Origin of the sequence: Pseudomonas sp. SJZ074 (assembly GCF_007828215.1) — a bacterium.
Taxonomy (GTDB): Bacteria; Pseudomonadota; Gammaproteobacteria; order Pseudomonadales; family Pseudomonadaceae; genus Aquipseudomonas.
Genome location: NZ_VIUE01000001.1, coordinates 179,701 through 203,372, shown reverse-complemented (window position 1 = coordinate 203,372; position 23,672 = coordinate 179,701). Strand labels below are relative to the sequence as shown.

The window sequence follows — 23,672 nt, the reverse complement described above, 5'->3', positions numbered from 1 at the left end:
CACCTCTAACGCGCAGCTGTAGAACATAGGGGTGACTCTAGCTTGTGATTGACTTTTCTTCCAGTATTTACAAGGGTTATACAACGCAAGTATTGCGCATTGATGCGTATATTTTGTAACTCTGATGATGGCGCCAGTATTCCCCTCGGAGATCCAACACCTTCAAGCGATTCATAAGGCATTCCTGAGGGTTTGCAGATGGGCGACCTGGCGGCAGAACTCGGCACTGGACATGCGCTGTTTCGGCCGGGGGCTCAAGGCCTGGCTGATGGCCCGCGTGGATTGGCGGCTGAGCCGTGCGAGCACTTGCCATTGTTCGGCGACGGCCAATTGTTCGAAGCCGGGATGACGACGCCGCGCCCGGCGCAGCACGTCCTGTTGCAAGGTCTGCAGCAGATGCTGCCGGCCGTTGTGTCGCAGATGGAATCCGGCGCTGGCCTGTACATGTTCTTCCAGCTGGCGCCGGGCTTTGGACGCCGGTTGTTGCAGCGGGCCGTGGCGTATCGCCGAGCGCCAGAGCCAAAGGGCGACCAAGGCTGTCAGCGCCACCAGTGCCTGGGGAAAGTAACGCAACAGCAGGGTCAGCAGGCTGTCGTGGTCGATATTGAACAGCAACGTGACGGTGCTATCGGCGCTCAGGTACCAGAGCAGCCAGGCGTTGTCGTACTGTTCGATCTGGTCGTTCTTCCACAGCTCGGCGTCGGTGATCACGGTGATCGAGCCCTGGCCGTGGTTCAACTGCATCATGTGGGTCGACAGCGCGCTGTTGGCCCAGGCCTGGGCAAGGTTCTTCGGGTCTTCGAGGTGAAAGTCGGTGTCGAAGGCGACATAGGCGGGTGCCTCTTCGTCTTCGAGGTACAACTTGGTCAGCTCGGGGTAGGGATCCTTGATCAGCTCGGGGGGCGGCTCCTTGAGGTCCTTGCTCAAGACCTGGTGCAGTTGCACGCGGTCGAGCAGCAGGTCGCCGCTGCTGCCGGTACTGTCATCCCACAAGGCTTCGGCCACGAACAGCAGGCGGCCACCGGCGCGGGTCCAGTTCATCAACTGGTCGACCTGCCGTGGCGTCATGTTCGTCCGCTCGCCCAGCAGCAACAGGGTGCGCTGATGGGGTTCCAGCGTAGGCAGGACGTCCAGGTTGTTGGCGTGCTCGACCTCCACGCCCTGCTTGCGCAGGAAATGCTCGGCTGCCAGATAGGGATTGGCCTGGGCCTCGGGGGACGGGCCGTAATCGACGGTTTCCTGATAGGGCACCGCGCTCCGGTAGAGGTACATGGCCAGCGCCCCCACCAGCGCGACGACAATCAGTACCGTGAGCAGCCATCCTGCGCGGCGGTTCATCGGGATATTCCCGTATCGAACAAACCGCGCCAGCCGTCGCACAATTCCTGCTGCAGATCCGGGGGCGGTGCGCGATGCCCGTAGGCAATGTTCTGCCAGTGCAGGGTCAGGTGCTTGCTGAACGCCAGCAGGTTTTCCTGCTGGAGCTGTTCGACCCGCTGCAGCACCTGGCCTTCGGTATCGGCCGGCTTCAAGGCAACGCCGAACTGGTGGTGCAACCGGCTGAGCAAGGCCCGGTACAGCAGCCCTAGGGCGTCACGAGGATCGCTGCTCCATAGCTGCTCGACGCGGGCCGCCACGTCGTCGGGCAGGCTCTCTTCGCGAATATCCAGGCCGAACATCCGGGGCGGTGCCGGTCGCTCCACCACTGGCCGTTTTATCGGCCGGCGCTGACCCAGGGCCTGGAAATGTTCACGATAGCGCCAGATCAGCCAGGCAATCGCTCCCGCCAGTGTGGCCCAGAGCACGACCTGGATCAGCGCGGCAGCAGCTTCGTAGCGCTGGCGGCCCAACCATTGGAACAACGCCTTGAACCAGTCCGGGGTTTCCTTGGCCTCGGTGGATTCGGCGGTGTCTTCGCCGAAACGGTAACGGGTGACCGTTTCCGGGTTCTTGAACGGCGGGGCTTCGAGGATTGCCTTGATACTGTCCCTGGAAGCTTCGCTGGTCAGGGGCTGGTTGAGCAGGCGCGGGCTGTCGGGGGCGTTGCTGTCTTCGTCGGCCCAGGCCGGGGGCTGTGGCGGCAGCAGGAGCAGCGCCAGCAGCATCAGCACAGGGGCTGCGCTGCTCAGGCGCTGGCGCAGTCGCCGGAACACCAGTTCAATGTCCCAGGCCTCGAGGATCGTGCGCCGGTTCAGGTAGAGGCTGAAACCACAGGCGACATACACCGGCTCCCAGACGATCAGCAGCAAAGGATACAGGACGTTCACCAGGTGCTCGAACCACAACCAATCGTGCTCGGTCGCTGCGACCAGCTTCTGCCAATCCCATTCCAGCTCGACCTGTTGCGGTATGAACATATAGAACAGGGCCATCAGGCCGAACCACAAGACGATCTCCAGGTGCACGCCGATCACGGTCAGCCATCGCGCCGCGCGGCCATTGCGTTGCAGCAACACTTGCAGGCGCAGCGCTCGCGCGTTCCCGGCGAGCCCTTCTAGTTGCACCACCGGCATCAGAAAACTGCGGCTCAGGCTCAGTCGCCGCCAGGTCAGGCTGGCGAGCAATTGCGGCTTGAGCACTGCCGGCCACTGGCGCAAGGCCTGCTTCAGGGTCGGTGTTTCGCCGAATAGCGCCTTGGACAGAATGTACAGCGGCAAACGGTCGAAGGCCGGTTTCAACCACCAGAACATCAGCACGACCAGGGACGGCGAGTCCCATAGCAACAGGCACAGCAGCGCATAGATCGGCAGTGTGACAATGGCCCAACTGGTCATCAGCAGCCGTCGGTGCTGCTGGCTCATCAGCACGCCCAGGTCCATGGCTTCCCAGGGGGTGCGGGGACGGATGGCAACGGTGGCATCACTCAGGCGCATGGCGTAGCCGTCCGGCAAACAGCAGGTAACTGATCACCAACAGCCACAGCAAGGCGCCGACGGTGTATTTGACGGTGGGTGTTACGGTGCTGGAGGACCAATACGCTTCGATCAACGCGGCGAGGAGCAGGAACAGCATGACCCCGCCGATCATCGACACGCTTTTACCCGCGGCGAGCCGCAGGGCTTCGCCCCGGGTGAGGCGTCCTGGCGCGATCAGTGCCCAGCCCAACTGCAGGCCTGCGGCGCCGGCCAGGGTGATGGCGGTGAGTTCGAAGGCGCCATGCCCGATCACAAACGACCAGAAGGTGCCTCCGGAACCGATCTGGGTCAGGTGTCCGGCAATCGCTCCAATGGTCAGGCCATTGAAGAAAAGGAAGATGGCACTGCCCAGGCCAAACATCATGCCGCTGGCAAACGTCTGAAAAGCGATGCCGATGTTATGCATGATGTAGTAGCCGAACATGGCCCAGTCTTCGCTGGCTGCCCGCTCGATCGAACGCCCCAGGTGGCCGGCAGCCGGGTCGTACATGCTGCGGATCTGGCTGATCTCTTCGGCATCCATCACGCTGTAGACCAGATCCGGAAACAGATAGACCAGCAACCCGATGCCGGCCAGGCTGCCGAGGAACATCAGACCAGCGGCCAGCACGAAGCGCCATTGTTCACGGACCAGGCGGGGAAAACCGAACAGGATGAATGTCGAAAGGCTGGCCGACGGCCGGCTGCGGTCACGATAGAGCTGCTGGTGACCGCGCAGCGCCAGTTGTTGCAATGCATCCACCAGCAGGCTGCTGTAGCCCCGCGCCTGGGCCAATGCCAGATGCTGGCAGAGCTGGCGATAGGCCTGGGGAAAATCGCTGCTCTGGGGCACATTGCGGTTGCGCTCCAGTTGATCGAGCTGTCGGGACAGCTGGTCCCATTCGCCTTGGTGACGGCTCTCGAACAGGCTTTGCTTCATATCGGCCCCAGCAGGCCGCGGGCGATGCCATTGAGCTCGGCCACGGCTCGCGGTGGCGCAACGTTCAGGGGAGCCGCCAGGATGGTCGCCAGTTCGTTGACCCTGGCTTCGGACAGTTCGGCCTGACGCTCGGCGAAACCGAGCACCGCGCGTTGCTCGTTCAGGCTCAGGGCAAAGGGCGGGCGTACCGGCAGCGCCGATGGCAGGGCGGGGCGCTTGACCGGTTGCTCGCGATACACCACCAGTGTGCCGGCCGCGAGGTCGCCCAGGCGCTTGAACGCCGGGTGCTGCAGGCAACTGATCGCCCCGAAGGTATAGCCCAAGGGCAGCATGTCGACGAAACGCAGCAGGTTGCGGATCAGCGAGGCGGACCAGCCGATGGGGCGGCCGTCGTCCTGTACCACTCGCAGCCCCATCATCTGCTTGCCGGGAGAACACCCCTGGTGCAGTACTTCGAACAGCACCATGTACCACCAGCTGACCACGAACAGCAGGATGGAGCCCAGCCCGATACCCAGGTCACCGAAAAATGCGAGGATGCCGAACAGAAAACCCAGCATCAGCCCCCGTATTCCCAGGTCGATGGCAAACGCCAGTGCGCGGGGCATCAACCCGGCTGGGCGCAGTGGCAGGTCGATGCCTTCGGGTGTCTCGACCTGATACCGCGTGTCCAGTGGCGGGGGCAGCGTCGCGGTCCTTTGCAGTGCTGGTGTCTCGAGCATGGGCAACCTGAGTGATGGGCCGGTTCGAACATTGATCCGGGCAGATGCTAGCAGCCTTCGTGCAGGCAAACGATACAACGGTGTATGTCATTTTATGGATCGTGACGTGATTCAATACCCGGACCTCTGGCCGAAGCCGGGTGGGACCCCCTAGACTTCGCCAGTCTTTTGTTCAGGAACAGCCCGTGACCTCCATCTTCTGGTACGACTACGAAACCACCGGCATCGATCCGCGTTGCGACCGACCCTTGCAGGTGGCGGGCATCCGTACCGATTTCGAACTCAATGAAATCGATGAGCCGGTGAACCTGTATTGTCGACCGAGCGATGACATCCTGCCTCATCCGGCGGCTTGTGCGATTACCGGTATCACCCCGACGTGCCTGGCCGAAAAAGGTTTGAGCGAAGCCGATTTCATGACCCGTGTCCACCAGCAACTGGCGGCGCCCGGTACCTGTGGCGCCGGCTACAACACCTTGCGTTTCGACGATGAAATGACTCGCTACAGCCTCTATCGGAATTTTTTCGACCCGTATGCTCGGGAATGGCAGGGTGGCAACAGCCGTTGGGACTTGATCGATCTGGTGCGCACGGCCTACGCGCTGCGCCCTGATGGCATTGCCTGGCCGCAAGAGGACGGCCGGGTCACCCTCAAGCTCGAGCGCCTGACTGCCGCCAATGGCATCGACCATGGCCAGGCTCACGACGCGTTGTCGGACGTGCGCGCAACGATTGCCCTGGCTCGTCTGATCCGTCAGAAGCAGCCACGGCTCTACGACTGGCTGTTCCAGTTGCGCAGCAAGCAGAAGGTGATGGACCAGATCCGCCTGTTGCAGCCGATGGTGCATGTTTCCGGACGTTTCTCGGCCGCACGAAACTACATCGGCGTGGTTTTACCGCTGGCCTGGCATCCGAAGAACCGCAATGCCTTGATTGTTTGCGATCTGCACCTGGATCCCCAAGGGTTGTTGGACCACGATGCGGACATCTTGCGGCAACGTTTATATACCCGTCGGGACGAGCTGCTTGAGGGAGAGTTGCCAGTGCCTCTCAAACTCATTCATATCAACAAATGTCCGGTGGTCGCGCCGCTGTCGGTGCTGCGCACCGAGGACCGGCAACGACTGCAACTGGACATGGATGGGTTGCAGCAGCGGGCATTGCAGCTAAGTGATGCCCAGCAAGTTTGGCAGGATAAACTTCAGGCTATTTATGGTCGCGAGGATTTCTCCGTCAGCGAGGACCCTGAGCAACAGTTATACACAGGCTTCCTCGGTGATCGCGATCGCCGTTTATGTGAACAAGTGCGCATGGCGGATCCGGCGCATTTGGCACAAGAACGCTGGCCTTTTGATGATGAACGTTTGCCGGAATTATTGTTTCGATATCGCGCGCGTAACTTTCCAGATACGTTGAATGCCGAAGAGCAGGGGCGCTGGCGGCTGTTCTGTCAGCAACGCCTGTCATCACCACAGTGGGGCGCGCCCAATACCCTGGAAAGTTTTGATGAGGCGATGGGAGAGTGGCTGGCGCTTTCCACGCCATTGCAGCGAGAGGTGCTTGTGGAGTGGCAAGGTTATAGCCAGCAACTGCGCAAACGTTTAAGCCTTTGAACGGCGATGAAGTGAAAAATCACAGGCATGAAAAACGCCAGCAATGGCTGGCGTTTTGTGTGCGTAGCGAACGCTGAAACCCGACGAGGCTTAGCCCAGCAGGGTTGCCCAGCCTTCAACCACGTCGCCGCCCCACTTGGCTTTCCACTCTTTCAGAGTCTTGTGGTTGCCACCTTTGGTTTCGATGACTTCGCCGTTGTGCGGGTTTTTGTATTGCTTAACTTTGCGAGCACGCTTGGTGCCGGTAGTTTTCACGGCGCCACCACGAGGTGCTTTAGCCGACTTGGCTTCTGGATCCAAGAGAGCAATGATGTCGCGCAGGGACTTGGAGTATTCGCCCATCAGAGTGCGCAGTTTGCCTTCGAATTCCAATTCTTTTTGCAATTTATCGTCTTTGGACAGGTCGGCCAGACGTTGTGTCAGTTCTTCGATGGCTTGTTTTGTAGCGTTGTATTCAGTGATCAAGGACATGGGGACTACCTTATGTAGGGCGCTGCGGACAAGGAGACAGTGTGGCAATAGTAATCAGACAGTTTCATCAAGTAAACATTTAAGCAGGCTTTTATTTAATTACTTAGTGCCAGGCCACAAAAAAGGGCCTCGCAGTTAAATACCCTCACCGGTTTTCACATCCATACACAATATAAGCGCTTGCCCCGGAGCCAACCCGCTCGCTGCCCGAAGGGCTCGGCCTGTCACTCAATACTGCAGTTTTGCTGCGCAATGGCTAGAATGGCCGCCTTTGCGAAGTTCTGGAGTTCTCTAATGCGCACTTTTCGGCTGGTGATTGCTTGCCCGGACCGCGTCGGTATCGTTGCTAAAGTCAGTAACTTTCTGGCGTCCCATAACGGCTGGATCACTGAGGCAAGCCATCACTCGGACAATCAGAGCGGCTGGTTTTTCATGCGTCATGAGATTCGTGCCGACTCGCTGCCCTTTGGCATCGAAGCTTTCCGCGAGGCGTTCGCGCCGATCGCCGAAGAGTTCTCGATGGACTGGCGCATCACCGACACCGCGCAGAAAAAACGCGTGGTGCTGATGGCCAGCCGTGAATCCCACTGTCTGGCAGACCTGTTGCACCGCTGGCACAGCGACGAGCTCGACTGCGACATCGCCTGCGTGATTTCCAACCATGACGACCTGCGTAGCATGGTGGAGTGGCACGGCATCCCGTACTACCACGTACCGGTCAACCCGCAGGACAAGCAGCCGGCGTTCGCTGAAGTCTCGCGACTGGTCAAGCACCACGACGCCGAGGTGGTGGTACTGGCCCGTTACATGCAAATCCTGCCACCGGACCTGTGCAGCGAATACGCGCATAAGGTCATCAACATCCACCACAGCTTCCTGCCGTCGTTCGTCGGCGCCAAGCCTTACCACCAGGCTTCGATGCGCGGCGTGAAGCTGATTGGCGCCACTTGCCACTACGTGACCGAAGAGCTGGACGCCGGCCCGATCATCGAGCAGGACGTGGTGCGCGTCAGCCATAGCGACAGCATCGAGGACATGGTGCGCTTCGGGCGCGACGTGGAGAAGATGGTGCTGGCGCGGGGCTTGCGTTATCACCTTGAAGACCGGGTGCTGGTGCACGGCAACAAGACTGTAGTGTTCTGATTTCGGAACCCGGTCAACCAGGAACTCTTGTGGCGAGGGGATTTATCCCCGCCACAAAGTTCTGTGCTGTCTATTATTTGGCTGACAGAGGCTCTTCATGAGGCACGCCATGACCGATCCACTGGACAAAGCCACCTCCAAGGCCCCGGCCACCCTCGGTGAGGGTTGCCTGAGCCGCTACGATCCCGAAGAGCTGGGGCCGGAGGACGGCACGGAGTTTCCCGACGCCGCCGAACTCTGGCAACAAACCCATCCCCAGGACGATGCCGAGTAGGCCATCGACCGCTTCAGGCTTCTCTGAGCTTCATCAGCTTCTTGATCAACGGACGCCCCACCATCAGGAAGAACACTGGCCCGCCAGCCACCAGGTAAAAGTAGTAGGTTACCGCCCGCCAGATCAGGATCGCCGCCGCCGCGGTGGACTTGCCCACCATCGGCGCCAGCAGTGCGGCCGAGGTCACCTCCGCGGCCCCGGCGCCGCCGGGCAACAGGCTGAATTGCCCTGCGCTGAGGGACAGCATCTGGACCAGGAAACTCCAGGCCCATTGCAGATCCGCCCCCAACCCCTTCAGCGCCAGGTAGAGCACGCTATACCGCAAGGCCCAATGCAGGCAGGTCAGGCCGAATACCTGGAAGAGCGTCTGCCTGGGCAGTTTCAGCGTCGTGGTGAACGCCGCCAGGAAATTCAGGATCTTGCGCCCCCAGCGGCGGCGGGTAGTGGCTTTGACGCGCAAATGTCGCAGCAGCCTGGCGCCCAGCAGGATCAGCCAGCGATGGTAGCGCGCCACCAACGCACAGCCGATCAGCCCGCCGAACAGCGAAAACGCGCTCAGCGCCAGCATCCATTCCATGCGCTGGCTGAGATTCTGGAACAGTGCATACAGCAAGATGCCCACCAGCGCGCAGAGGAAGAACAGCAGGTCGCTCAACTGATCCATGGCGAACACCGCGCTGGCGTGGGCCGGGCGCACGCCGTTGCGGCCCAGCAGGGCCATCAGCGTCAACGGCCCGCCGCTGCCGCCGGGCGTTGCGCACATGGCGAATTCGGTGGACATCACTACGCCGATGCTTTTCAGCCCGCCGATGCACCCACGTTGTTCACCCAGCAGCAGGCGCAGGCGCACAGCGTTCAGCGCCCAGCACAGCCCGACCATGCCCAGCATGCTCAACAGCAATGACAAGGGAAAGCGCTGCACCCGTGACCACATTTCTCCGCCGCCCACCAGCAGGGGCACCAACAACGCCGTGAGCAGCGCCGCAGCCAGCCAGATCAGCCGTTTCATGCGGCGCGGTCGAGTCGCAGGCCTTGGGTGGCCAGCCACCCGGCCTTGGTCATCGGTATGCGACCGTCGTCGAGCAGGCGCTCAAGGGTTCGCAACCAATAGTCCCGGGAAAACCGATGGCGCATATCGACCGGGTGCAGGCCCAGGCGAATCACCGGCGCCTGGCGCCAACGCTGTTCGCGCTGGTCGCTGAGCACTTTCGACAAACCACGGCGCCAGGCACTGCGGGCGCTCCAGACCAGCCCTGGGGCGTCGATGGGGGTGAAATCAGGCAAGCGGTACAGATGCCGGGTATCGCTGGTGTAGCTCAACGGTAACTGGCGCAAGGCCTGACGCGTGCCTTCGCTCATCAACCAGGCCGGGGCAACGAAGCCTTCCAGTGGCCATTGATAACGCTCAAAGGTTTCGATCCCGGCGCGCAAGCGAGCGAGGGCGGCTTCCTCGGACAGGTTGTAAAACTCGCCCTCATGGGTGTAGACCCGGCGCATGAACCAGTCCTTGGGGTGGCGGGCCGGTGGGCCGTCGTCGCAATGGTAGTAGCCGTGCAGCACCAATTCGTCGCCGCGCTCGACCCGGCTGTCGAGCAGGCGCCGGAAGCCCGGATGATCGTCCAGCGCATTGGTGTGATGGAAATCCGGCACCACCAGCCAGGTCATCGGTACATGACCGAGAGCGTCGACGGCTTCGACGAAGGGCTGGTAGTCGGGCCAGGTTTGCGGTGCCACATCATGCAAGACCAGTAATACACTGGGTGAGCGATTCATCGGCACGGACCTCATCTCAACCATTGGCCTGTAACGGCAGCTGTTCGCCGAGCACCGCGTAATAGTGCCCGAGCAGGCTGTTGACCACTGAATCCCAGGCGTAATGACGCTCGACATGGCGACGCGCCAGCAAGCCGCGGCGCTGGCAACCTTCGGCGAAGAGCTGCCGCACGGCATTGGCCATGGCCTGTGGATTATTCGGCGCGCACAACAGGCCGCAGTCTTCGTGGACTATTTCGGTGAATGCCCCAGCCGCGACCGCCACCACTGGAATGCCGCTGGCCATGGCTTCGAGGATCACCAGGCCGAAGGTTTCCTGATCGCCGGCATGCAGCAGGGCGTCGGCGCTGGCCATCAGCCGGGCAACTTGCGGCGCCGGACGGAACGCATCAATCACGGTGACGTTGTCCGGCACGATGGCAGGCATTGACGAGCCCACCAGCAGCAGGTGGTAGCGCTCGCCCAGGCGTTTCATGCATTTGAGCAGCACCGGCAGGTTCTTTTCCTTGGAACCGCGTCCGGCGAAGATCAGCAGACGTGTGTCTTCGGCAATGCCCAGCTCGGCCCGCAGTTCCGGGTCGCGGGCGCCGGGGTTGAAGGTCTGGAGGTCCACGCCCAATGGCTGCACATGGACATTACGCACACCCAACCCGGCCAGCTTGTCGGCCATGACCTGGCTGGGAGCCAGGACCCGGTCGAAATTGCCGTACAACTTGCTGACATAGGCTTCGATGTTAGGGGTGAACCAATTGCCCATGCGATTGCTCACCAGCAGGGGCAGGTCGGAGTGATAGAACCCGATGACCGGCACGTCCAGCTGGCGTCGGGCGTCCAGTGCGGCCCAGGCGGTGAGGTAGGGGTCGCCGACTTCGATCAGGTCTGGTTGCAGGTCGCGCAGGGCATTGCGCCAGGGCGCCAGGCGCAACGGGAAGCGGTAGCCCTTGCCGAAGGGCAGCGCAGGGGCGGGCACCTTATAGATCCCATCCTGCTCGCTCAAATGCGCGCCGGGAATCAGCAGACTGTGGCGGATGCCGGGCCGATCCCCCAGGCGACGGTGCTTGGCATCCAGATAAGTGCGCACGCCTCCGCTGGCGGGGGCGTAGAACATGGTTATGTCCGCTATATGCACGATGAACATCCCTCCGGTCTGTGTTCTCCTGTGTTGACCTTTATGAAGAATAGATGTTCGGTTGGGTTGTGGTGGCAGCGAAGCAATGGATGGTCTGGAGGGCCCATCGCGAGCGGGCTCGCGATGGCGGCTTTTCATCCAGCATCACTTCAGCCGACCCACCGCTTTCGCGAGCAAGCCCGCTCCCACAGGGGGTTGGGGCCGGTCGTAGCCTGTGTGCCTCACCGGAAATCCAATGTGGTGCGGGCTTTGCTCGCGAAAGGGCCCTTGGGTGCGCTAGATACGGAAACTGCCTACCAACTGTTTGAGCCGCGCCGCCTGCCGCTCAAGATCGGAGCACGCGCGCAAGGTGGATTGCAGGTTTTCCACACCTTCCTGGTTCAGGGTGTTGATCTCGGTGATGTCCACGTTGATCGATTCCACTACGGCCGTCTGCTCCTCGGTGGCCGTGGCCACCGACTGGTTCATGCCGTCGATTTCACTGATGCGCAAGGTCACGCTGTTCAGGCGTTCGCCAGCCTGGTTGGCGATCTCCACGCTCTCCTGACTGTGGCGCTGGCTGTCATTCATGGTCGTGACCGACGCCCGCGCGCCGACCTGCAATTCCTCGATCATGGTCTGCACCTGTTGCGCCGACTCCTGGGTGCGATGGGCCAGGTTGCGCACCTCATCGGCCACCACGGCAAAACCGCGTCCGGCCTCACCTGCCCGGGCGGCTTCGATCGCCGCGTTGAGGGCCAGCAGGTTGGTCTGTTGGGAAATGCTGGTGATCACTTCCAGAATCTGGCCGATGTTCACGGTCTTGCTATTGAGCGATTCGATGTTGCTGCTTGAGGTGCTCAGCAGGTCGGACAGCCGGTTCATCGCGGCAATGCTGCGGTCCACCACTTGCTGGCCGTCTTCCGCCAGGCCGCGGGCATCGCTGGCCTGATGGGAGGCCTGGGCGGCGTTGCGGGCGATTTCCTGGGCGGCGGCGCCCAATTGGTTGATGGCGGCGGCGACGCTGTTGGTCCGGCTGGACTGTTCGTCGGAGTTGACCATCGACGAATTCGAGGCGCTCACCACGCGTAAGGCGACTTCGTTGACGTGTTCGGTGGCGCAAGACACTTCGCGAATCGACCTGTGGATGCGCTCCACGAAGCGATTGAACGCGGTGCCCAGGATGCCGAATTCGTCCTGGTTCTGGATCGTCAGACGTTTGGTCAGGTCGCCCTCGCCGTCGGCGATGTCCTCCATGGCCCGGGTCATGACATGCAATGGTTGGATCAGGAGGCGGATCAGCATGCTCAGCAGCGCGATAATGAAAACCACGGCAATGACAGTGGCAATCACCGCCGAGGTTCGGAAATTGCTGAGCATCGAGTAGGCCTGATCCTTGTCGACCGACACACCGACGTACCAGTTCACCGAGGGCAGGCCCTTGATCGGCGTGAAGGTGACGATGCGCGTATGGCCGTCGACCTCGACTTCGTTGATCTGGTCGCTGATCTTCGGTGTGTTTTGCGGATAGGCATCGGTCAGCGTCTTCATGACCAGGGCTTTATCGGGATGTACCAGGATCTTGCCGTCGGCGCTGACCAGGTAGGCGTAGCCCATGCCATCGAAATCCACGGTCTTGAGGTTGTCGATGATGGTTTGCAGGCTCAGGTCGCCACCTACCACGCCGACACTTTGTCCGTTGTTCCTGGAGGCGCTGGCGATGGAGATGATCAGTCCGCCGCTGGCGGCATCGATGTAGGGCTCGGTCAGGGTAGCCGTGGCGCTGCTTTCGGCACCTTTGTACCAGGGGCGCACCCGTGGATCGAAACCGTCGGGTATCTTCGCATCGGGGCGTATGATAAAGCTGCCCTTGGCATCGCCCAGGTAGGACGCCATGAAGGTGGAAGTCAGCGCTTTCTGTTCCAGCAGGCGGGTGACGCCGGCCTGGTCTGGCGTGACGGCGATATTCTGGGCCAGGTTTTCGATCAGCAGGATACGGCCGCTCAGCCAGGTCTGGATGTTACTGGCCGTGACGTCACTCATTTCATGCAGGTAGCTGTCGAGGTCGTCACGGATGGCGTTGCGTTGCAGGTAATCGTTGTAGGCGGTAAATGAAGCGAAGGCCGCTATGACGATCAGTGCGGCGGCAATCAGGATTTTATGGCTGAAGCGCAGGTTTTTGTTCATGGCTCGGGGTTCCGCGGAGTCTTATAGCTCTGGGCGTGCTTTTATATGAAAAGTTCGAAAAAAGGCGCCGTGTTGAAAGCTCTGATATTTCCTTCTCTCCCTGGGGAATTATCCGACCGTGTTTTTCACTGAGGTCTGTCGCTTCTTATATCGGCCAACTTGGCCAGAAATTAATCACAGGTGACCACATGCCTGACTCACTGCAACTCGTTATCGGGGCCGACCTTACCGGCCAGCCCATTGGCCAGGCCATGCGCCTGGCGAACCGTCATGGCCTGGTGGCAGGCGCCACCGGCACCGGCAAGACCGTCACCCTGCAACGCCTGGCCGAAGCCTTCAGCGATGCCGGCGTGGCCGTATTCGCGGCAGACATCAAAGGCGACCTGTGCGGACTCGGCGCCGCCGGCAACCCCCAGGGCAAAGTCGCCGAGCGCATTGCCAGCATGCCCTGGCTCGAGCACAGGCCCCGGGCCTACCCAGTGACCCTGTGGGACGTTCACGGCCAGTCCGGTCACCCACTGCGCACCACCCTGAGCGAGATGGGGCCGTTGTTGCTCGGCAGCCTGCTGGAGTTGACCGACAGCCAGCAGGCTGCGTTGTACGCCGCGTTCAAAGTGGCGGATCGTGAAGGCCTGTTGTTGCTGGACCTCAAGGACCTGAAGGCGCTGCTCAATCACCTCAAGGACAACCCGGCACTGTTGGGGGACGATGCGGCGCTGATGACCACCGGCTCCAGCCAGGCGCTGTTGCGGCGCTTGTCCACACTGGAACAACAGGGGGCCGACGCGTTGTTTGGCGAGCCGGCCTTGCAGCTCGAAGACATCCTGCATCCGGACGGCGACGGCCGCGGCCGCATTCATTTGCTGGACGCCAGTCGCCTGGTCCACGAGGCGCCCAAGGTCTACGCGACGTTCCTGTTGTGGCTACTGGCCGAGTTGTTCGAGCAATTGCCCGAGCGCGGCGATGCGGATAAACCGCTGCTGGCGCTGTTTTTCGACGAGGCACATCTGCTGTTCGCCGGCACGCCGAAGGCGTTGCAGGAGCGGTTGGAGCAAGTGGTGCGCCTGATCCGCTCCAAAGGCGTCGGGGTGTACTTCGTTACGCAATCCCCAGGTGACCTGCCGGACGATGTCCTGGCGCAGTTGGGATTACGCATCCAGCATGGCTTGCGGGCCTTTACCGCCAAGGAACAAAAATCCCTGCGGGCAGTGGCGGACGGTTTCCGGCCAAACCCGCAGTTCGATGCCCTGGCGGTGCTTACCGAGCTGGGCATCGGCGAGGCCCTGGTGGGCACCCTGCAGGAAAAAGGTACGCCGGAGATGGTCCGGCGGGTGTTGGTGGCGCCGCCGCAGTCGCGAATCGGGCCGTTGACCGAGGCCGAGCGAGCCGGATTGATCGCCCGTTCGCCATTGCAGGGCCGTTACGATAAACCCATTGACCGCGAATCGGCCTATGAAGTGCTGATGGGCCGCAAGGGCCTGGAGCCCGAAGTGGCGCCAGGCAAACCGGCGGCCGAGGAGCCGAGCTTTACCGAAAAGGCCGGGGAGTTTCTTGGCACGGCGGCAGGCCAGGCATTGAAATCGGCGATGCGCCAGGCGGCCAATCAACTGGGACGACAGTTAGTGAGAGGATTGATGGGGTCGTTGCTGGGGGGGAGTAAGCGGCGGTAGCTGAGAACCGAGGTGTCTTCATTGCGAGCAGGCTCGCTCCCACAGGGGATCGCAAGTGGTTCAACGGGGGAGCGAGCCTGCTCGCGATGGCGGCCAGCCTGCCGACGGAGAACTCAGGGCTTGGCCCTGGCATGGGCCGCCAACCGCTCCAGCGCTGCCCGCAGGCTCGGGTCGCTGATGCCGTCCGCGGTGGCCTGGATGGTTTCGGCGGCGTCGGTGGACAGGTCCAGGGTGTGCCCCTTGGCCCCGACCTGTACGGTGGGGGGCTGCACCTTGAAGAGAATCCGCGTGAGGCTGGCAAACTCCTCGAATGCCTGTAGCTGACGCAGCAGGCGTTTTTGCTGGTAGCGCAGGCGCGTGGCCCAGTGGCCGTCCGTGACGATCAACAGCAAACTGCCTTCGCGCCAGGAGGCCACGTGGCAGTGTTCGCGGGCGGCGGGCTGCAGCTGGCTGTCCAGCAGGCGTTGCAGATGGCCCAGGCGCCTGGCGTGGCCGAAGATGGCTTTCAGCGGTTTGGCTTCGCGCAACAGAACGGCGGGAGCCTTGGCTGGGAGGGGGCGGAAGGCCATGAACGTATACCGCGAGTGACAGAGGCGCCATGGTAGCAGAAAGTGCCAGGTACGCTTCGGGCAATGGCTGTTTACTCACACAAACAGTAGGAAGTTATGCGTTTTGTGGGTTGAACTTCGCGTAAAAGCCCTTATTTTAGGAGGGCCCCGTCACAGCGCTGTGCCAGCATCGTGGATAACGCCACTTTCCTCACCATCGTTTCCGGGTAGAATGCTCGTTCGCATGCGGCCATGAGGGCTGCACGGGCGACTCATGGGGCCGCCCTCCATCCCTTTAGTGTGGAAGATCCTGCCGATATGTTTGCGCCTTTGTTAAAGAAACTCTTTGGAAGCAAGAACGAGCGTGAAGTCAAACGCATGCTCAAGACGGTACAGATCGTCAATGCCTTCGAAGAGCAAATGGTGGCCCTTTCGGACGATCAGTTACGCGCCAAGACTGCCGAATTCAAGGACCGCATCGCCAAGGGGGAAACCCTCGACCAGCTCCTGCCCGAAGCCTTTGCGGTTGCCCGCGAAGCCGGCAAGCGGGTCATGGGCATGCGCCACTTCGACGTCCAGTTGATCGGCGGCATGACCCTGCACGAAGGCAAGATCGCCGAAATGCGCACCGGTGAGGGTAAAACCCTGGTGGCGACCCTGGGCGTCTACCTCAACGCATTGTCCGGCAAGGGCGTGCATGTGGTGACGGTCAACGACTACCTGGCTCGCCGCGACGCCAACTGGATGCGCCCGCTGTACGAATTCCTCGGGCTGACCGTCGGCGTGGTCACGCCGTTCCAACCGCCGGAAGAGAAGCGTGCCGCCTACGCTGCCGACATCACCTACGGCACCAACAACGAATTCGGTTTCGATTACCTGCGCGACAACATGGCGTTCAGCCTGGAAGAAAAATTCCAGCGCGAACTCAATTTCGCGGTCATCGACGAAGTCGACTCCATCCTCATCGACGAAGCCCGTACCCCGCTGATCATTTCCGGTCAGGCCGAGGACAGCTCCAAGCTGTACATGGAGATCAACAAGTTGATCCCGCAGCTCAAGCTGCACGTCGAGGAAGTGGAAGGCGAAGTGACCCAGGCCGGGCACTTCACCGTTGACGAGAAGACCCGTCAGGTCGAACTCAACGAAGCCGGCCACCAGTACATCGAGGAAGTGCTGACCCGCGTCGGCCTGCTGGCCGAAGGCGAAAGCCTGTATTCGGCCCATAACCTAGGCCTGCTGACCCACGTCTATGCCGGCCTGCGTGCCCACAAGCTGTTCCATCGCAACGTCGAATACATCGTGCAGGACGGCCAGGTGGTGCTGGTCGACGAACACACCGGTCGTACCATGCCGGGCCGTCGCCTGTCCGAAGGCCTGCACCAGGCCATCGAAGCCAAGGAAGGCCTGAATATCCAGGCCGAGAGCCAGACACTGGCCTCGACCACCTTCCAGAACTACTTCCGCCTGTACAACAAGCTGTCCGGCATGACCGGTACCGCCGACACCGAAGCGTTCGAGTTCCACCAGATCTACGGCCTGCAAGTAGTGGTGATCCCGACGAACAAGCCGCTGGCGCGTAAAGACTACAACGACCTGGTGTTCCTGACCGCCGAAGAGAAGTACGCGGCGATCATCAACGACATCAAGGACGGCATGGCCCAGGGTCGTCCGATCCTGGTGGGTACCGCCACCATCGAAACCTCCGAGCACATGTCCGCATTGCTCAACAAGGAAGGCATCGAGCACAAGGTCCTCAACGCCAAGTTCCACGAGAAGGAAGCCGAGATCATCGCCCAGGCCGGTCGCCCGGGTGCGTTGACCATCGCCACCAACATGGCTGGTCGTGGTACCGACATCCTGCTGGGCGGCAACTGGGAAGTGGAAGTCGCCTCCCTGGAAAACCCGACCCCCGAGCAGATCGCGCAGATCAAGGCCGACTGGCAGAAGCGTCACCAGCAGGTGCTCGAGTCCGGTGGTTTGCAGGTGATCGCTTCCGAGCGCCATGAATCGCGCCGTATCGACAACCAGTTGCGTGGCCGTGCCGGTCGCCAGGGTGACGCCGGTTCCAGCCGCTTCTACCTGTCCCTGGAAGACAGCCTGATGCGTATCTTCGCCTCTGACCGGGTGAAGAACTTCATGAAGGCTCTGGGCATGCAGCCTGGCGAAGCGATCGAACACCGGATGGTGACGAACGCCATCGAAAAGGCCCAGCGCAAGGTCGAAGGACGCAACTTCGATATCCGCAAGCAATTGCTCGAGTTCGACGACGTCAACAACGAACAGCGTAAAGTGATCTATCACATGCGTAACAGTTTGTTGGCCGCCGACAACATCGGCGACACCATCGCCGACTTCCGCCAGGAAGTGCTCGACGCAACCGTCAGCGCCCACATTCCACCACAGTCGCTGCCGGAGCAGTGGGACATTGCCGGCCTGGAAGCTGCCTTGCGCAGCGACTTCGGCGTGTCGTTGCCGATCCAGCAGTGGCTCGACGAAGACGACCACCTGTACGAAGAAACCCTGCGCGAAAAGCTGCTGGCCGAACTGATCGCCGCGTACAACGAGAAGGAAGACCAGGCTGGCGCCGAAGCGCTGCGCTCCTTCGAGAAGCAGATTGTGCTGCGGGTACTGGACGACCTGTGGAAAGACCACCTGTCGACCATGGATCACCTGCGCCACGGTATCCATTTGCGCGGTTACGCCCAGAAGAACCCGAAGCAGGAATACAAGCGTGAATCCTTCACCTTGTTCTCCGAGCTGCTGGATTCGATCAAGCGCGACTCGATCCGTGTGCTGTCCCACGTTCAGGTCCGCCGCGAAGACCCGGCCGAAGAGGAAGCCCGACTGCGTCAGGAAGCCGAGGCCCTGGCCGCGCGCATGCAGTTCGAACACGCCGAAGCCCCAGGCCTGGAAGTGACCCAGGCTCAGGAAGAGGGGGTCGATGTGGATGTCGCCCTGGCGACCGCGCCGGTGCGCAACGAGCAGAAGCTGGGCCGTAACGAGTTGTGCTACTGCGGTTCGGGCAAGAAATACAAGCATTGCCACGGGCAGATCCAGTAACGCCCGTCTCAAACGCTGAACGACCCGCGCCGCGACAGGCAACCTCTGTCGCGGCGTTTTGCCATTTGATTCAGACATACATTTATTGAGGAGCGCATTCATGGCTGTTGGTCTTGGTCCGTTGCCAACGTTGCACCCGGTTGCCGGTTTTGAACTCGGTATCGCCTCGGCGGGCATCAAGCGCCCCGGGCGCAAGGATGTGGTGGTCATGCGTTGCGCCGAAGGCTCGACGGTTGCCGGCGTATTCACCCTCAACGCCTTTTGTGCCGCCCCGGTCATCCTGGCCAAGCAACGTGTCCAGGGGCCGGTGCGCTACCTGCTGACCAACACCGGCAATGCCAATGCAGGCACCGGTGCGCCAGGGCTGGCCGCCGCCGAGCGCACCTGCGCCAAGCTGGCCGAGCTGACCGGCGTTGACGCCGCTCAGGTGCTACCGTACTCCACGGGTGTGATCGGTGAGCCGCTGCCGGTCGAGAAGATCGAAGGTGCGCTGCAGGCCGCCCTCGATGACCTGTCGGAAAACAACTGGGCCGCCGCCGCCACCGGCATCATGACCACCGACACCTTGCCCAAGGGCGCGAGCCGTCAATTCCAGCACGACGGCGTCACCGTCACCGTCACCGGCATCAGCAAGGGCGCCGGCATGATCCGCCCGAACATGGCGACCATGCTCGGCTACATCGCGACTGACGCCAAAGTCTCCCGCCAGGTGCTGCAGGACCTGATGCTCGACGGCGCGAACAAGTCGTTCAACCGCATTACCATCGACGGCGATACATCGACCAACGACTGCTGCATGCTGATCGCCACCGGCAAGGCCAACCTGCCGGAAATCACCGAAGCCAGCGGCCCGCTGTTCGCGGCCCTGAAGCAGGCGGTGTTCGAAGTGTGCATGGAAGTGGCCCAGGCCATCGTCCGTGACGGCGAGGGTGCAACCAAGTTTGTGACTGTGCAAGTCAACGGTGGTGGCAATCATCAGGAATGCCTGGATGTCGGCTACACCGTGGCGCATTCGCCGCTGATCAAGACCGCGCTCTTCGCCTCTGACCCGAACTGGGGGCGGATCCTCGCGGCGGTCGGCCGTGCCGGCGTGCCGGACCTGGACGTGAGCAAGATCGACGTGTTCCTCGGCGAAGTCTGCATCGCCAGCCAGGGCGCCCGCGCCGCGACCTACACCGAGGCCCAGGGGGCGGCGGTGATGCAACAGGAAGAAATCACCATCCGCATCGAGCTGGGGCGCGGTGATTGCAGCGAGACGATCTGGACCACTGACTTGTCCCACGAGTACGTCAAGATCAACGCTGAGTATCGGACTTAAGACAGAGTCGTCCCATTCGCGAGCAAGCCCGCTCCCACAGGAGATTTGAGGTGTGAACACTTTTTATGTCACGCATCAATTCAGTGTGGGAGCGGGCTTGCTCGCGAAGGCGGCGAGGCGGCTGCACACTGTTGAGCTGAAACTGCCCGAGGTGAATGTGGCCCAAGTCGAAACCCTTTATCAATGGCTGGCGGCGCTCAAGGCGTGGCAAACGGCCGGCCTGGAGGACATCGCGCGGTGAAACGAGTACACGTAGCGGCGGCGGTCATTCGTGACGCTGCCGGCAAGATCCTGATCGCCCGACGGGCCGACACCCAGCACCAGGGTGGCCTGTGGGAATTTCCCGGTGGCAAGGTCGAGGCCGACGAATCCGTCGAGACGGCCCTGGCCCGGGAACTTCATGAGGAGCTGGGAATTGTGGTCGACGCTGCCCGGCCATTGATCAAGGTGCGTCACGATTACCCGGATAAACAGGTTTTGCTGGATGTCTGGGAAGTCTCGGCGTTCTCCGGCGAACCCCATGGTGCCGAAGGGCAACCGCTGGCCTGGGTCACGGCTCGCGACCTGACCAACCATGAGTTTCCGGCAGCCAACCAGCCGATCGTGGCGGCGGCTCGCTTGCCCGGCGAATACCTGATCACCCCGGAAGGCCTTGAAACACCGGCCCTGTTGCGGGGAATGCAGAAGGCTATCGCCGGTGGGATCAAGCTGGTCCAGCTGCGGGCGCCCAATGGCTACGATCCGCAATACCGTGATTTGGCGGTGGATGCGGCGGGATTGTGTGCCGGCAAGGCCCAGTTGATGCTCAAGGGGCCTTTCGAATGGCTGGGGGACTTCCCTTCCGCCGGTTGGCACGTTACCGTCGCGCAACTGCGCAAGCATGCGGCGGCCGGCCGTCCATTCGGCAAGGACCGTTGGCTGGCCGCTTCCTGTCATAACGCCGAGGAACTCTCCCTGGCGCAGCAGATGGACGTGGACTTCGTGACGCTCTCGCCCGTGCAACCGACCCAGACCCATCCCGAGGCCCAGCCATTGGGTTGGGCCGAGGCTGCCCGGCTGATCGAGGGCTTCAACCGTCCGGTATATCTGCTGGGCGGAGTGGGGCCTGCCGAGCGGCAGAAGGCCTGGGAGGCCGGCGCGCAGGGTGTGGCGGGGATTCGGGCGTTCTGGCCTGATGCCTGATTTGTGGTGTGGCTGCCGGCGCCTTCGCGAGCAAGCCCGCTCCCACAGTTGACCGAGTTCTTCAGGAGGAACGCGCTTCAACTGTGGGAGCGGGCTTGCTCGCGAAGACGGCCTGACAGGCAATGATATCTGTGATCACTCCCCAGGCTTGGCCGCTGCCACCCAAAGCACCTCCGCCACACCCTGGCGCCGGGCAATCGCCCGCGCCGCCACGAACAACAGATCCGACATTCGATTGATATAGGCCAACCCCGGTCCCGCCAGCGGCTCCACGGCGTTCAATTGCTGGCAACGTCGCTCGGCACTGCGGGCCAGGCTGCGGCAGACGTGGGCCTGGGCCACCAGGGTCGAGCCGCCGGGCAGGATGAAGTTTTCCAGTGGCCCCAGCTCTTCGTTCCACAGATCGATGGCCGCTTCCAGTCGCTCGACTTCCGCCGTGGTCAATGCCTGATAGGCCGGCATTGCCAGTTCGCCACCCAGGTCGAACAACCGATGCTGACAGGGTGCCAACACTTCGATGATCTCCCTTAGCGCCGGGTATCGGCTCGCCTCGTCGATGAGCGCGGCCAGCAGCAACCCCAGTTGGCTGTTCAAGCTATCCACTTCGCCGATGGCCTCGACCCGTGGGTGGTCCTTCGCCACGCGACGACCATCGCCCAACCCGGTTTCACCCTTGTCGCCGGTGCGGGTGTAAATCTTCGACAGGCGAAAGCCCATGCTCAGCGCTCCAGTTGCTTTTGTTCTTGGGGCATCATCGAAATGCCCGCCAGGGGCAGGCGCAAGGTGAAGCAGGTGCCCTGGCCCGGCGCCGACTGCACTTCCATCTGGCCCTTGTGGTTATTGGTGATGATGAAATACGACACCGACAGCCCCAGGCCCGTGCCCTGGCCGATTTCCTTGGTGGTGAAGAAGGGCTCGAAGGTGCGTTTGCGCACGTTCTCGCTCATGCCGATGCCGTTGTCCTCGACCTGGATTTCCGCCCAGGGCGGGTTCAGCCGCGTGCGCAGGGTAATGCGCCCGGGTTCGCTGTCGTCCTGGCGTTGGTGGATGGCCTGGGCGGCGTTTTTCAACAGGTTGAGCAGCACCTGCTCCAATTCGTTGGCGGTGCCGGGTACCGGGCCCAGGTTCGGGTCGAACTGACGGATGATTGCCTGGCCCTTGAAGTCGAAGCCGATCGCCAGGTCGAAGTCGTTGCCGGCGATTTCCACCGCCTGGTCGATCAGGGCCGGCAGGTCGCAAGGGGCCATTTGTCGCGTGCTGCGGCGGCTGAAACTGAGCATGTGGGTGACGATTTTCGCCGCGCGGGCGCCGGCCTGCTGGATGCCATCGAGCAACTGCGGGATGTCCCGGCCCTGGAGGTATTGATTGACCACCTGCAGTTCGATGCCCAGTTGCTCGGCCTGTTCGAGATTCTTGGGCAGTTCCGGTGACAGGCGCCGGCGGATGTTCTGCACGTTGTGCAGGATGGCCCCCAGTGGGTTGTTGATCTCATGGGCCATGCCCGCCGCGAGGCCGCCGACCGAGAGCATTTTTTCCGATTGCACCATCATTTCTTCCAGCGACAGGCGCTGGGTAATGTCGTCGATGCGGATCACCACCCCGCGTCCGGCACCACCCATCAGCGGATAGAAGGTCAGGGCGTAGTGCCGGGCTTCATCGTCCTTGGTCCAGGTGACGCGTTCGATCTTCGCCACCGTGTGCTGCTCGACCGTTTGCTTGAGCTGCGGCAGGTACGGCTTGAGGGGTTCGAAGGCGAGGAAGATCGGCTGGTTCAATGCTTCGTCCAGCCGGGTGCCGGAAAGGGCGCTGGCCTCCTGGTTCCATTGGGTGACATAAAGCTGTTCGTCGAGAGCGATCAGGGCCGACGGCATGGAGTCGATAATGCTGTTGAGGTAGTTCTGAAAGCCGGTGAGCTTTTTCTCGATCTTGCTGCGCACCTGGACTTCGAGTTCCAGCTTGCGGTTGGTATGCCGGGTTTCTTCCGCCAGGCCCTGGGCCTGGTCGTAGGCCGCCTGGGAGTCGTCCCGGGCGCGCTTGAGCTGCTGCTCCCGGGCCTCGATCCGCGACAGCATGGTATTGAAGGCTTCGGCCAGGCTGCCGATTTCGTCGTGGTTGCCACGGGCGGCGCGCAGGGAATAGTTTTCTTCCCGGGTGACCTGGCGCGACAGCTCTTCCAACTGATGAATCGGCTGGGTGATCAGGCGTTTGATCTGCTGGGCGATGACCAGCCACAGCAGCACGCTGAAAATCAGGATGCCGAGGCTGGCGGTCAGGGTGCCGGTGTAGAACGCCGTGGGCAGTTCACTGCTGGCGACCAGCAGCAGGTGGCCCGGCGCGGTACCGGGGCGGGGCAGGGTGATGACCTGGTTGCTGCGGAATTCACCGGCCTGCCAGGCTTGCACATTGCGGAAATGATCCGGCAGCCTGAGCTTCTCACCCTGTTGCAGTTGCGCCAGGCGTTCGCCCTCGCCGTCATACAGCGCCGCCGCCCGCAGCGGGGCGTAGCTGTTGAGTTCGTCAAGCAGGCGCTTGGCGCCTTGTGGCGATTGCAGGGCATCGGAGATCAGGCTCGGATTGGCGATCAGTCGGCCGATGGTTTGCAGGGCCTGGGGGGCCATGCTTTCCTGGGAAATGTAATAGGCGGCGCTGATAAAGGTCAGGTTGGCGACCAGCAGGACAGTGGTCAATAACACCAGCAGGGCGGCCAACAGTTTCTGGCCGACCGGCAGGTTTTCAAGGCGCTGGCGCAATGGCATCAGATTCGTCGCT

The 23,672-nt window shown here is 61.9% G+C and carries 20 protein-coding genes; 8 read left to right on the top strand and 12 right to left on the bottom strand.

The features are described from left to right. Positions 1-171: 171 nt before the first annotated feature. The 4 genes from FBX99_RS01020 to FBX99_RS01005 are packed head-to-tail and all read right to left on the bottom strand — an operon-like array spanning position 172 to position 4,556. Positions 172-1,338 (bottom strand): DUF4350 domain-containing protein, encoded by a 1,167-nt coding sequence (locus FBX99_RS01020; RefSeq protein WP_144924554.1) that lies wholly within the window; start codon positions 1,336-1,338, stop codon positions 172-174. Next, a complete protein-coding gene (locus FBX99_RS01015) occupies positions 1,335-2,873 on the bottom strand; it encodes a DUF4129 domain-containing protein (protein WP_145130406.1) in 1,539 nt (512 codons plus the stop codon). Before FBX99_RS01015 ends, FBX99_RS01020 begins: the two co-directional genes overlap by 4 nt. Beyond that, on the bottom strand, positions 2,860-3,834 hold the full coding sequence (locus FBX99_RS01010) for a stage II sporulation protein M (RefSeq protein WP_145130404.1): 975 nt from the start codon (positions 3,832-3,834) through the stop codon (positions 2,860-2,862). Before FBX99_RS01010 ends, FBX99_RS01015 begins: the two co-directional genes overlap by 14 nt. Next, entirely contained in the window at positions 3,831-4,556 is a 726-nt protein-coding gene (locus FBX99_RS01005; RefSeq protein WP_145130402.1) for an RDD family protein, read from the bottom strand. The genes FBX99_RS01010 and FBX99_RS01005 overlap by 4 nt, the downstream gene beginning before the upstream one ends. Before the next feature lie 185 nt (positions 4,557-4,741). On the opposite strand from FBX99_RS01005, the gene sbcB reads away from it, so the two are divergent. After that, complete coding sequence (gene sbcB / locus FBX99_RS01000) at positions 4,742-6,169, top strand: exodeoxyribonuclease I (RefSeq protein ID WP_144924566.1); 1,428 nt, start codon at positions 4,742-4,744, stop codon at positions 6,167-6,169. Between the two features lie 90 nt (positions 6,170-6,259). On the opposite strand, the gene mvaT is transcribed toward sbcB, so the two are convergent. Beyond that, positions 6,260-6,640: a histone-like nucleoid-structuring protein MvaT gene (gene mvaT / locus FBX99_RS00995; RefSeq protein WP_144924569.1), complete on the bottom strand. Its 381-nt coding sequence runs from the start codon at positions 6,638-6,640 to the stop codon at positions 6,260-6,262. Positions 6,641-6,934: 294 nt separating this feature from the next. Here mvaT and purU point away from each other — a divergent pair, with 294 nt between their 5' ends. Both purU and FBX99_RS28815 read left to right on the top strand, forming a co-directional pair. Beyond that, a complete protein-coding gene (gene purU / locus FBX99_RS00990; protein WP_144924572.1) occupies positions 6,935-7,783 on the top strand; it encodes a formyltetrahydrofolate deformylase in 849 nt (282 codons plus the stop codon). Positions 7,784-7,892: 109 nt separating this feature from the next. Beyond that, a complete protein-coding gene (locus tag FBX99_RS28815) occupies positions 7,893-8,057 on the top strand; it encodes a hypothetical protein (RefSeq protein WP_178111825.1) in 165 nt (54 codons plus the stop codon). Between the two features lie 13 nt (positions 8,058-8,070). Here FBX99_RS28815 and FBX99_RS00985 read toward each other — a convergent pair whose 3' ends face one another. The 4 genes from FBX99_RS00985 to FBX99_RS00970 form a co-directional block, all read right to left on the bottom strand. Further along, a complete protein-coding gene (locus FBX99_RS00985) occupies positions 8,071-9,066 on the bottom strand; it encodes a lysylphosphatidylglycerol synthase transmembrane domain-containing protein (protein WP_145130400.1) in 996 nt (331 codons plus the stop codon). After that, positions 9,063-9,830, bottom strand: coding sequence for a DUF2334 domain-containing protein (locus FBX99_RS00980; protein WP_371923822.1), 768 nt, complete (start codon positions 9,828-9,830; stop codon positions 9,063-9,065). Before FBX99_RS00980 ends, FBX99_RS00985 begins: the two co-directional genes overlap by 4 nt. Positions 9,831-9,846: 16 nt before the next feature. Next, on the bottom strand, positions 9,847-10,968 hold the full coding sequence (locus tag FBX99_RS00975) for a glycosyltransferase family 1 protein (protein WP_144924580.1): 1,122 nt from the start codon (positions 10,966-10,968) through the stop codon (positions 9,847-9,849). 267 nt (positions 10,969-11,235) lie between these two features. Continuing rightward, positions 11,236-13,125, bottom strand: a complete 1,890-nt coding sequence (locus tag FBX99_RS00970) for a methyl-accepting chemotaxis protein (protein WP_145130397.1) — start codon at positions 13,123-13,125, stop codon at positions 11,236-11,238. 188 nt (positions 13,126-13,313) lie between these two features. Between FBX99_RS00970 and FBX99_RS00965 the strand changes: the two genes are divergently transcribed. Next, on the top strand, positions 13,314-14,795 hold the full coding sequence (locus tag FBX99_RS00965) for a helicase HerA-like domain-containing protein (RefSeq protein WP_144924586.1): 1,482 nt from the start codon (positions 13,314-13,316) through the stop codon (positions 14,793-14,795). A gap of 113 nt (positions 14,796-14,908) precedes the next feature. On the opposite strand, the gene FBX99_RS00960 is transcribed toward FBX99_RS00965, so the two are convergent. Then, the gene (locus tag FBX99_RS00960; protein ID WP_144924588.1) at positions 14,909-15,364 is read right to left on the bottom strand and encodes a DUF721 domain-containing protein; all 456 of its coding nucleotides are present in this window, start codon (positions 15,362-15,364) and stop codon (positions 14,909-14,911) included. Positions 15,365-15,661: 297 nt separating this feature from the next. Between FBX99_RS00960 and secA the strand changes: the two genes are divergently transcribed. From secA to FBX99_RS00940, 4 genes are all read left to right on the top strand, one after another. After that, complete coding sequence (gene secA, locus FBX99_RS00955; RefSeq protein ID WP_144924591.1) at positions 15,662-18,403, top strand: preprotein translocase subunit SecA; 2,742 nt, start codon at positions 15,662-15,664, stop codon at positions 18,401-18,403. A 100-nt stretch (positions 18,404-18,503) separates the two neighbouring features. Continuing rightward, positions 18,504-19,721: a bifunctional glutamate N-acetyltransferase/amino-acid acetyltransferase ArgJ gene (argJ, locus tag FBX99_RS00950; RefSeq protein ID WP_053146943.1), complete on the top strand. Its 1,218-nt coding sequence runs from the start codon at positions 18,504-18,506 to the stop codon at positions 19,719-19,721. A 52-nt stretch (positions 19,722-19,773) separates the two neighbouring features. Next, entirely contained in the window at positions 19,774-19,962 is a 189-nt protein-coding gene (locus FBX99_RS00945; protein ID WP_144924594.1) for a hypothetical protein, read from the top strand. Next, positions 19,959-20,903 (top strand): Nudix family hydrolase, encoded by a 945-nt coding sequence (locus FBX99_RS00940; RefSeq protein WP_144924597.1) that lies wholly within the window; start codon positions 19,959-19,961, stop codon positions 20,901-20,903. The genes FBX99_RS00945 and FBX99_RS00940 overlap by 4 nt, the downstream gene beginning before the upstream one ends. Positions 20,904-21,038: 135 nt before the next feature. On the opposite strand, the gene FBX99_RS00935 is transcribed toward FBX99_RS00940, so the two are convergent. Both FBX99_RS00935 and FBX99_RS00930 read right to left on the bottom strand, forming a co-directional pair. Further along, the gene (locus tag FBX99_RS00935; RefSeq protein WP_144924600.1) at positions 21,039-21,620 is read right to left on the bottom strand and encodes a cob(I)yrinic acid a,c-diamide adenosyltransferase; all 582 of its coding nucleotides are present in this window, start codon (positions 21,618-21,620) and stop codon (positions 21,039-21,041) included. Positions 21,621-21,622: 2 nt separating this feature from the next. Further along, positions 21,623-23,659: a HAMP domain-containing sensor histidine kinase gene (locus FBX99_RS00930; RefSeq protein ID WP_144924603.1), complete on the bottom strand. Its 2,037-nt coding sequence runs from the start codon at positions 23,657-23,659 to the stop codon at positions 21,623-21,625. Between the last annotated feature and the right edge of the window lie 13 nt (positions 23,660-23,672).

Bases quoted from the DNA above. Each gene is read 5' to 3' on its own strand.
- FBX99_RS00975 (WP_144924580.1), bottom strand. From the start codon at position 10,968: ATGTTCATCGTGCATATAGCGGACATAACCATGTTCTACGCCCCCGCC.
- FBX99_RS00970 (WP_145130397.1), bottom strand. From the start codon at position 13,125: ATGAACAAAAACCTGCGCTTCAGCCATAAAATCCTGATTGCCGCCGCA.
- FBX99_RS28815 (WP_178111825.1), top strand. From the start codon at position 7,893: ATGACCGATCCACTGGACAAAGCCACCTCCAAGGCCCCGGCCACCCTC.
- mvaT (WP_144924569.1), bottom strand. From the start codon at position 6,640: ATGTCCTTGATCACTGAATACAACGCTACAAAACAAGCCATCGAAGAA.
- secA (WP_144924591.1), top strand. From the start codon at position 15,662: ATGTTTGCGCCTTTGTTAAAGAAACTCTTTGGAAGCAAGAACGAGCGT.
- FBX99_RS00980 (WP_371923822.1), bottom strand. From the start codon at position 9,830: ATGAATCGCTCACCCAGTGTATTACTGGTCTTGCATGATGTGGCACCG.
- FBX99_RS01010 (WP_145130404.1), bottom strand. From the start codon at position 3,834: ATGAAGCAAAGCCTGTTCGAGAGCCGTCACCAAGGCGAATGGGACCAG.
- FBX99_RS01020 (WP_144924554.1), bottom strand. From the start codon at position 1,338: ATGAACCGCCGCGCAGGATGGCTGCTCACGGTACTGATTGTCGTCGCG.
- FBX99_RS00985 (WP_145130400.1), bottom strand. From the start codon at position 9,066: ATGAAACGGCTGATCTGGCTGGCTGCGGCGCTGCTCACGGCGTTGTTG.
- FBX99_RS00965 (WP_144924586.1), top strand. From the start codon at position 13,314: ATGCCTGACTCACTGCAACTCGTTATCGGGGCCGACCTTACCGGCCAG.
- FBX99_RS01015 (WP_145130406.1), bottom strand. From the start codon at position 2,873: ATGCGCCTGAGTGATGCCACCGTTGCCATCCGTCCCCGCACCCCCTGG.
- FBX99_RS00960 (WP_144924588.1), bottom strand. From the start codon at position 15,364: ATGGCCTTCCGCCCCCTCCCAGCCAAGGCTCCCGCCGTTCTGTTGCGC.
- FBX99_RS00930 (WP_144924603.1), bottom strand. From the start codon at position 23,659: ATGCCATTGCGCCAGCGCCTTGAAAACCTGCCGGTCGGCCAGAAACTG.
- argJ (WP_053146943.1), top strand. From the start codon at position 18,504: ATGGCTGTTGGTCTTGGTCCGTTGCCAACGTTGCACCCGGTTGCCGGT.
- FBX99_RS00935 (WP_144924600.1), bottom strand. From the start codon at position 21,620: ATGGGCTTTCGCCTGTCGAAGATTTACACCCGCACCGGCGACAAGGGT.
- purU (WP_144924572.1), top strand. From the start codon at position 6,935: ATGCGCACTTTTCGGCTGGTGATTGCTTGCCCGGACCGCGTCGGTATC.
- FBX99_RS01005 (WP_145130402.1), bottom strand. From the start codon at position 4,556: ATGCTCGAGACACCAGCACTGCAAAGGACCGCGACGCTGCCCCCGCCA.